The following is an 8,113-nucleotide window of genomic DNA, read 5'->3' on the forward strand; positions in this document are numbered from 1 at the left end:
AAGCACGGGGATTCGGACGCGGGGATGCGCGAGGCGGGCTGGGCGTCGGGCGCGGGCAGGCGCTGGTCGATCTGGCGCTCGTTGTGCTCGCGCAGCGCGCGCTCGCGCTCCTGCTGGCGCTGCTGCTCGATGAAGGGCTGGGGCGTGGTGGGCACCTGCTGGGCGTGGCCGCGCGCAGGCACGGCGATGGCCAGCGCCGCGAGCAGGGCCGACGCCGCCCCGGTGCGCGCGAGCGCCCTGGAATACACGGCGGACTTCATGCTCAGCGGCGAAATTCGAGGGCCCGCACGGCCTCGGGCTTGCCGCTCAGGCCCTGCACGCGGCCTTCGGCGTCGAAGCGGACGTCCACCGTTTCGTCGTCCTGCACCGTGATCCAGTAGCGCCAGGTGGATGCACCCAGGTCCGGCGTGTCGGCCGGCGAGGGGTAGGCCAGCGCCATGAGCACCTGTTCGCGGCTCATGCCGGGCAGGACGCGGGCGGCGCGCACGGCGTTCTGCACGTCCTGCGGCCAGGAGGCCAGGCGCACCGCCGGGTCATCGGGTACGACGAGGCGATGCACCCAGCGCAGGGTGTCCTCGCTGCTGCGGGCCGTGTCATGGCCGAGCGAGACGTACCCGGCGCCGATCTTGCCGTAGACGTAGTAGCGGCCCTTGACGGTGTCGAAGCTGGCGCGCTGGCCGGCCGGCAGCATGGCGCCGCCCAGCACGTTGGAGCTGTTGATCCAGGCGTAGCTGGGGTGCAGGTTGCAGCAGGTGTAGCCGGTGATGGGAGCCGGCAGGCGGGTGGCGCAGCCGCTGACGAGCACCACGGCGCCCAAGACACAGACCACCCGCCTGCTCGCGCGCCAAGCGCAGATTCGAAATGACATGGAAATTCCTCCCCTTATGAATTATTGAAAACCGGTGAGAACTCAAACTGAAATCTTGTCCTATTGATTCAGTGAAAAGATTTGATAGCGAGGCTCATCTCTGCTCAAGACACTGACGCATTCATTGAGCCCTACGATGAGAAATTCGCGCAGATTTTCGTATATACGGGCGCTCAAGAAATGAGCGCGGCGAAGTTCAAGCGCCTTCCACCCTCCATCCAGGACCTCGAAAATCCAGCCACTCTTCAATGAGCATTGATCATCGAATTCAGTTAAATCAACTTCGTCCAGCACCCGGACTCCAGAAACCAAAGAAACGACAACCTCGGCGGCAGAATCCACACCCACTACCCTCATCGTCAGATTTTGATTCCCGTACGAAACGCACGTGATTTCGCATCTTGGATCGGGGTGAAATGGAGCAGCCAATAATTTAACAATTGGCCGAGAATAAATCAGATCATCCATACATTGCCGGCAGTTGCATCGACATACTCCACTGAACCTCGACCCATGCTTCGTCGGTTTTGAAGCTTGTCAAGAGTTCCTTGAAATGGATCTGCGCAGTGCTGCTGCCCATTCGCCCATTTCTTCATAGAATAAATCTAAAAAATCAGCAAATCTGACAATATCATTGGGATGGCCTCTACCAATTTGCAATAACCTTACATGCATTGCCAATTGGATTCTTGTAGGAATACTCCAATCAGTAAGTTCCGGAATATTTTTTCTCAGAACGTCCGCATCGGTTTCGCTCAAAAGTGCATCCAGCAATTTCTCAACTGCTGTACTTGCATCTTCGTTGCGCTCCAGGCAGTTCGCCAAAGCATCCAGATATTCTTTGAGGTCGCTCATTCTTCAAAGCACCGAAATTTGAAATTAAAGCTTATCTGGGCTCAAACATTTGGCATGAAATCAAGTTTTAACTATTTTTTCAGATGGCTGTCTGTGCGAATTACCTATCAAGGGTAAATGGATTTCTAGGATTTGATGATTTGAATTTGATCGTCCAGGAAGGCGCGCCACCGCCGTCAGTCATCGCTTCACTGTGAACTGCGCCGATGTTCCGAGTAATTTTCTAGTTGACAATTAAATCGTCAGATGTGGGGTATTTTTTTAGAGGAGAAAAGTCGACTTTCCAAAAATCCATTTCCATTAAATCTCCGTTTTGATCTAAATTTAATTCAATAGTCACAAGAACGCCATCTTCGTCCTTGAAGGTTGCACTCGCTACACGTTCTCCCAAAATTCGAGACCCGGGATGACGAGACGAAAACTGAATACTTCCCATGCCGCCGTCAGCATCATCCCAAACAATTGCCTTTGAAATTTCTTCCAACAATCTTTGATACTTGGGCGCCTTCAATAAGAATCTGATTATCTTCAATTCAGCCTCATTTAATGGACGGCTCAAGGCCATGAGGTGGGCAAGAGATAATTTTCCCGACATGCGCTGATTGCTATCTTTACTTCATCCAATCAAGGGTAGAGTGACCAAAATAACCCCAATCACGAAGAGCCAGCATATATTCATCTATTGCTTTCATCGATTCAGGATTCAAAAATGACACTCGCATCTGCAATTGCTCCGCAATCTTCTTTTGCTCAAATCCAGGCTCGAAATCAGGTGGCGTTATCAAATCCAACAACATTCCTCGTTCACCTCCAAATTCCGGTAAGAACGCGACAAACTCAACATTCTTTATTTCCGGGCCAGATAAACGGCAAGGACACTCTCCCTTGATTTTCAGAACGGAGTTCATTTTTTTGATCTTTTTGGAAAAGCATTCTCTAATTTCATTGATATTGCTCATTTCACAGTCCTATGATTCGCACAGTGCCCCTCAAGCCTCCTGCCGTCACATAATTGATGTGCGGATAGGAATGCGGATTAGGTGGCGCATGAGGCCCCTCAATTCGCAAGATAGTTGCTCGTGCATCTCTAAGCAAGGCCACAGCCTCCTGTCGCGTTGGGACAATCCCACCTATGTTTTCAATAGTTCCACCGCCCGCCACCTCTCTTACTGCTGCACGCCAGTTCTGATCGCCACGCCACCCATGCCCACCAACACCACGTTGAGGAGAATCATCTTCTGGCGGCGGCGCAGCGCCATTCGGCGGCATCCCATACGTATCCGGCGGCAAAGCGCCCCCGTTGGAACCGCTCCCATCCGAGCCATCGTTCGAAGAACTAGAGTTGACTCCCAAGGCTTCGAGTGCCGCAGCCCCGACCACGGCAACGCACGCCGGGGTACGCGCACACGCCAGCACAGCCGCCTGGCCCGCAGCCACAAGTGCCTCCACGATCAGAGGCACCGCCATCACTGCATTGTTTGTTGCTTCGTTGTAGGCGCCCACCGCACCCGCTGTGCCACCGACCACTGCTCCCAGTGTGCCGGCGGCGGCCGCCGCGAGTGTCTGCACAAGCGGCTCCGGCACATCGTTGGCCCGCAGGAACGCGATGAAATCCGGCATAGTGGCTGACGAGATACCCGCCCCAAGCGCCCCACCCACGCCGCCACCCAGGAATCCGATGATGGAATGCCCGCCAGCGCGACATGCACCGTCCGGCGCCCAGCACGCAGCAGCCTCTTCGTCCCCTGCTGCAATGGCGTCCGAATAGCGACCGTTGGCATACCTTCCCCACGCATCGCCCGCGCTGGAAAGGAAAGCGCTGGTGATCTGCACCTGCGCATTGACGTCGCTAAGAATGCTGTCCGCACTCGGCCCCGGCTGCACGCCACCCGAGGGATCGCCGGTACGCACCGCCGTGTTGCCCGCAATCCCCGAGATCCCCGCCGCCGACACGCCCGTCTGTCCTCCGCTGACGCTGCCGTACCCCGCCGAGGGCGTCGTGTTGTACCCGGCCGTCACGCTGAACCCGCTGCCGTCGTGGCTGGCCTGGTTGACCACGTCCGTCATGGTCAGCGAGCCGCCCGTGTGGAAGTTGTTGGCCCCCGCATCGACCGCCGCCTGCGTGCTGGCGATCACCCCGCCCACCAGGCGGGTGTCGCCGGCGACGTCCACGTCGAAGCCGCCATCGCCCGCCTGGATGCCCGACTGCTGGCTGCCCACGCTCACGTAGTTGCTGTTGGCCCCGCCCTGCCCCACGGTGCCGCTGAACTCCACCGTGTTGCCCACGCACCACCACACGCACAGGCTCACGTTGGCGCCGGCAGTGCTGTCGTGGGCCGTGGAGATGCTCACGTCCTGCGGGCTGGTGATGCTCAGGTCGCCGCCCACGCTGGCCGTGACCTTCTCGCCCGTGACCACCGCGCCGTGCATCGTCGTGTCGCCGCCACTGGCGATGCTCACCGACTGCGCGCCGGTGACGGTGGTGTTGTAGTGCGCCACGGCCAGGCCCGTGCCGCCGCCGCTGCTCTTGCCGGCACCGCCCTGGAAGACCAGCCCGGTCTGGCTGCCCACGCTCAGGGCCGCGCCGGCGCTCATCTGGCTGGACTGGCTGGACGAGACGCTGTTCGAGCTGCCCACGGCCGAGGCCAGCGTCACGTCGTTGTCTGCCGCGAGGCTCACGTTCTCGCCCTCGATGGCCGAGCCCACCACCGAGATGTTGCTGCCCGCGCCCGCCCCGGTGGCGGTGATGCTCACGTTGCCGGCCGCGGAGATGGTCGAGCCCACCGGCACGCTCTGCACCTGGGCCGACTGGCTGTGCGAATGCCCCTTGCTCTGCGTGACGCCGATGCTGGCGCTGCCGAAGCCGCCCGAGGAGATGGCCTGCCCGATCGTCACGGCCGTCGAGGCGGCCGCCAGGGCCTGCGCGCGGCTGTCGTTGGTGCGCTGCGAGGCGTCGGCCAGCGCCTGCACGCTCTTGACGGTGTTGACGATGCCCAGGTTGGCCGTGCCGCCGAAGGTGGCGTGGCTCTCGCGTGACAGGTTGACCGTCAACTGCGTGTCGTCCGCCGACTGGATCACCACGTTCTTGGCGCGGATGCCGATGTTGCCCGCCTTGCCGTCGGCGCCGATGCCCAGCGCGAGCACGTCGCTGGCGGTCTGGGTGTAGGTCGCGCCGGATGACAGCGCCACGTTGCCGTCCAGGCTGACGATCTGGCTGCCCACCTGGCGCACCGACGACGAGGCGGTCTGGCTCATGCCGCTGGCCACGCCGAAGGCCGGCATGCCCGCGCTGTTGGTCTTGCCCGAGGCGTGGACGACCGAGCCCTGGCCCTGGACGTGGGCCTCCTGCGCGCTCTGCACCGTGAGGTTGTTGCCGGCGGCGACGCTCACGTCGTGGTCGGCAATGATCTGCGAGCCGGTGATGGTGGTGTCGCGCCCGCTCTTGATGTCCACGCTGGCGCCGGTCAGCAGGCTGCCGGTGACGGTCACGTCCTGCGTCATGGCGTTGTCGCGCACGCCCTTGTTGGTGAGCAGCGTGCCGGCCACCGGCTCGGGGATGCTGGTCTCGATGGTGACCATGACCCCGGGCACCGACATGGCGCGGGCCAGGCCGGTGGGCGTGCGCTGGGTCGCCGTGGACATGGAGGTCGAGCTGCTGTTGGTCGCCACGCCGATGTTGACGTCGCGGCCGGCGTCCAGGCCCAGCTTGTCCTGCGCCGAGACATAGCTGCCGGAGATGCCGATGTCACGGTCGGCGTCGAGCGTGACGTTCTTGCCGGTGAAGCTGCTGCCGATGGCGTTGTCGGAATGCGCCTGCGCGTCCACGGTCGTGTCCTTGCGGCGCAAGGCGTTGCTCGAGCTCCAATGGGCCGAATAGCTGAAGTCCGTCCGCTCCCGCCCCGCTCCGATGCGGATGTCCCGCCCCGCGTCCACGTTCAGGTCGCCTTCGGCCGCCACGCCGGCAGCCCGCGCATTGACGTCGCGGCCCGCATCCAGGCGGACGCTGCCGCCACCCGAGACGGTGGTACCCACCTCCGTGCTGCGGATGAAGCTGCCGCTCATGTTGGAGCCGAAGGCCACCGACGCCTCGGTGGTGGTGACAGTGCCGAGGTTGACGTCGTTGCCGGCCTTGATGGCGGTGGCGCCGCTGCCGGCGTTGACGACCTGCGCGCCGACCAGGTTGGCGTCGCGCCCCGCATCGACGGACAGCGTGCCGCCGGGGCCGCTCACGTACAGGCCCGCCACGCGGTCGATGCCCACGTTGCCCAGGGCGCCTGCGCCGGTGGTGGTGCGCACGTTCACGTCGCGCCCGGCCGCGAGGCTCAGCGCCTCGCGCGCGTCGATGGTGCCGCCGAGGTTGTTGATATCCACCTGCGCCTGGATGCCGACCTTGCCGCCGCTGATGCGTCCGCCCAGGTTGTCCACCGTGCCGGCGTTGATGCTCACCAGTTCGCGGCCCGCGATGGTGCCGGTGTTGACCAGGTTGGCTGCCTTGTCGTCGAACTGGAACTTGCCCGCGGACAGCAGCGCGCCGTGGCCGTCGATGTCGCCGGGGCGCACGCGCACGTACACCTGGGGCACCAGCACCTGCCGGGTGCTGCCGTCCGGCAGCGTGACGGTCTGCTCGACCAGCCACACGATGTCGCTGGTGAGCTGGGCCATCTGCTCGGCGGTCAGCGCCACACCCACCTTCAGGCCGTACTGCCGCGCGAAGGTCGCGCCCGCGTCCATCAGCGCGGTGTACTGCGCCTCGTCGCTGGTGTAGCCGTCCAGGTAGCGGTAGCCGGTGAGCTGGGCGACCTGCTCGCGGATGAGCTTCTGCTCTACGAGCCCGTCGCCCAGGCGCTTGAGCAGGTGGTCGGGGTCGACGCCGAGGTGATCGAGCAGGTAGTCGCTGCCCAACCACTTGCGGTAGTCGGCGAAGCGCGGGTCGGTCTCGATGAGGTAGCGACCGGCGCCGGCATGGACGCTGAACAGGCTGGCGGCAGGGATCGTCGTGGTGGGCGCGCTGGTGCGCACGACCATGGGGATGGACGGCGCGCTGCCGCCGACCGCGCCGGCCCCGCTGCCGGTGCCCGCCTCCACGCCGGGGACGTTGGAGGCCACTTCGACGATGGTGCCGACCGGATGGCCGCCCTGGGCGGCGCCGGCGCCGCCGGCGCTCAGGCCCGTGCTGCCGATGCCGGCCGAGCCCATGGCGTAGCCGGCGGTGGCGTTGGCGTCCTGCGTCACCTCGTAGGCGCCCAGGTCGATGGTGATGGGCGGTTGCGCGCCGGCAACAGGTGCCTGTGGCGTGCCGTCCCAGTTGGTCACCGAGGCAACGGCAAAGACCTCGGTCGTGCCCTGGAGCGAGTCGTTGTGGATACCGCCGCCCGTGGCGGTGAGCGTGCCGCCGGCGACGATGCGACTGTTCTTGTTGGAGACATGCCCCTGCAGCGCCATGTCGCCGCCGGAGACGATGCGCGAGGGATCGGGATCGACGGCGGTGTCGGTGGTGACGATGTAGGTGCCGTCCCAGATGGCGTAGCCGGAAGCGGTAAGCAGTTCGCCTTGCGATCCGTCGGGGTTGCGCCGCCACACGTAGGGCTGGCCGGGGATGACGATCACCTCCTCGGGCAGGTAGATGCCCTGCCCGAGGATGGAGATGGCCTGGGCCTTGAAGGAAGTGACCGTGGGCTGATCGGCCTTGGTGATGTGCACATCCCAGTTGTTGACCTTCCCCATCGAGATGGCCATGCCGCCCAGCGACTCGATGTCGGCGCTGAGGTTGTTCAGCGCGGCACCCTGGCCGGTGGCCTTGCCCTGGGCGTTCAGCGCGCCGCCGATGCGCATGGCGTCGCCGCTGAAGATCAGCGCGTGCTCACGGTTGTTGATCTCCGTGGCGCCGATGTCGACGCTCAAGCGCCCGGCGATGGTGGCCGAGGAGGCGACGCCGCCGACGGTCTCGGCGTCGTTGTTGACCTGGCCGGCGCCGATGGCCACGGAGTCGCCGTAGATGCGGCCGGTGCCGATGTTGTTCAGGATGCCGGCGTCGATGCGCGTCGTGCCCGCGCTGTCGATCAGGCCCCGGTTGGTGAGCGTGCCTATCGCGGTGACGGTGGTGTCGGTGGCCGACATCTCCCCGCTGGCGGCGTTGCCGACGGCACTGCCGCTCACCGTGAGCGTGCCGCCGGCCAGCAACTGGCCGTTGTTGGTGAGCTGGCCGGTGGTGCCGTAGCTGAGGTCGCCGTTGGCCACCACCTTGGCGTTGTTGGTCAGGTCCTGCGTGACGGCCAGGCGCAGGTCGCCGCCCGAGGCCAGGGTGCCGTCGCCGCTGAACCTGGCCGCATCCACCACCACGCCCTGGTCCGCCACCAGCGTGCCGCCGGTGTTGATGACCTCGAGCTGCCT

At 63.8% G+C, this 8,113-nt stretch carries 6 protein-coding genes and 1 pseudogene; all 7 read right to left on the reverse strand.

What is annotated here, in order from left to right; translation table 11 throughout:
• A pseudogene (locus tag Q392_RS25760) lies at positions 1 to 260 on the reverse strand (hypothetical protein); the annotation flags it as partial.
• A 2-nt stretch (positions 261 to 262) separates the two neighbouring features.
• Positions 263 to 868 carry a hypothetical protein gene (locus Q392_RS25765; protein WP_157008285.1) on the reverse strand — a complete coding sequence of 202 codons (606 nt, stop codon included), beginning with the start codon at positions 866 to 868 and terminating at the stop codon, positions 263 to 265.
• Between the two features lie 60 nt (positions 869 to 928).
• Positions 929 to 1,336 (reverse strand): hypothetical protein, encoded by a 408-nt coding sequence (locus tag Q392_RS33090; protein WP_157008287.1) that lies wholly within the window; start codon positions 1,334 to 1,336, stop codon positions 929 to 931.
• Between the two features lie 69 nt (positions 1,337 to 1,405).
• Positions 1,406 to 1,723, reverse strand: coding sequence for a hypothetical protein (locus Q392_RS33095; protein WP_157008289.1), 318 nt, complete (start codon positions 1,721 to 1,723; stop codon positions 1,406 to 1,408).
• A 223-nt stretch (positions 1,724 to 1,946) separates the two neighbouring features.
• Positions 1,947 to 2,318 carry a DUF6984 family protein gene (locus Q392_RS33100; protein ID WP_211260302.1) on the reverse strand — a complete coding sequence of 124 codons (372 nt, stop codon included), beginning with the start codon at positions 2,316 to 2,318 and terminating at the stop codon, positions 1,947 to 1,949.
• Positions 2,319 to 2,334: 16 nt separating this feature from the next.
• Positions 2,335 to 2,682, reverse strand: coding sequence for a hypothetical protein (locus tag Q392_RS33105; RefSeq protein WP_157008293.1), 348 nt, complete (start codon positions 2,680 to 2,682; stop codon positions 2,335 to 2,337).
• A 1-nt stretch (position 2,683) separates the two neighbouring features.
• Positions 2,684 to 8,113 (reverse strand): hemagglutinin repeat-containing protein (locus Q392_RS25770; RefSeq protein WP_211260303.1); only part of this gene is annotated, 5,430 nt, incomplete at its 5' end.

It is taken from the genome of Xenophilus azovorans DSM 13620, from assembly GCF_000745855.1.
Classification (GTDB): domain Bacteria; phylum Pseudomonadota; class Gammaproteobacteria; order Burkholderiales; family Burkholderiaceae_C; genus Xenophilus; species Xenophilus azovorans.

Bases quoted from the DNA above. Each gene is read 5' to 3' on its own strand.
- Q392_RS33095 (WP_157008289.1), bottom strand. From the start codon at position 1,723: ATGAGCGACCTCAAAGAATATCTGGATGCTTTGGCGAACTGCCTGGAG.
- Q392_RS33100 (WP_211260302.1), bottom strand. From the start codon at position 2,318: ATGTCGGGAAAATTATCTCTTGCCCACCTCATGGCCTTGAGCCGTCCA.
- Q392_RS33105 (WP_157008293.1), bottom strand. From the start codon at position 2,682: ATGAGCAATATCAATGAAATTAGAGAATGCTTTTCCAAAAAGATCAAA.
- Q392_RS25765 (WP_157008285.1), bottom strand. From the start codon at position 868: ATGTCATTTCGAATCTGCGCTTGGCGCGCGAGCAGGCGGGTGGTCTGT.
- Q392_RS33090 (WP_157008287.1), bottom strand. From the start codon at position 1,336: ATGGATGATCTGATTTATTCTCGGCCAATTGTTAAATTATTGGCTGCT.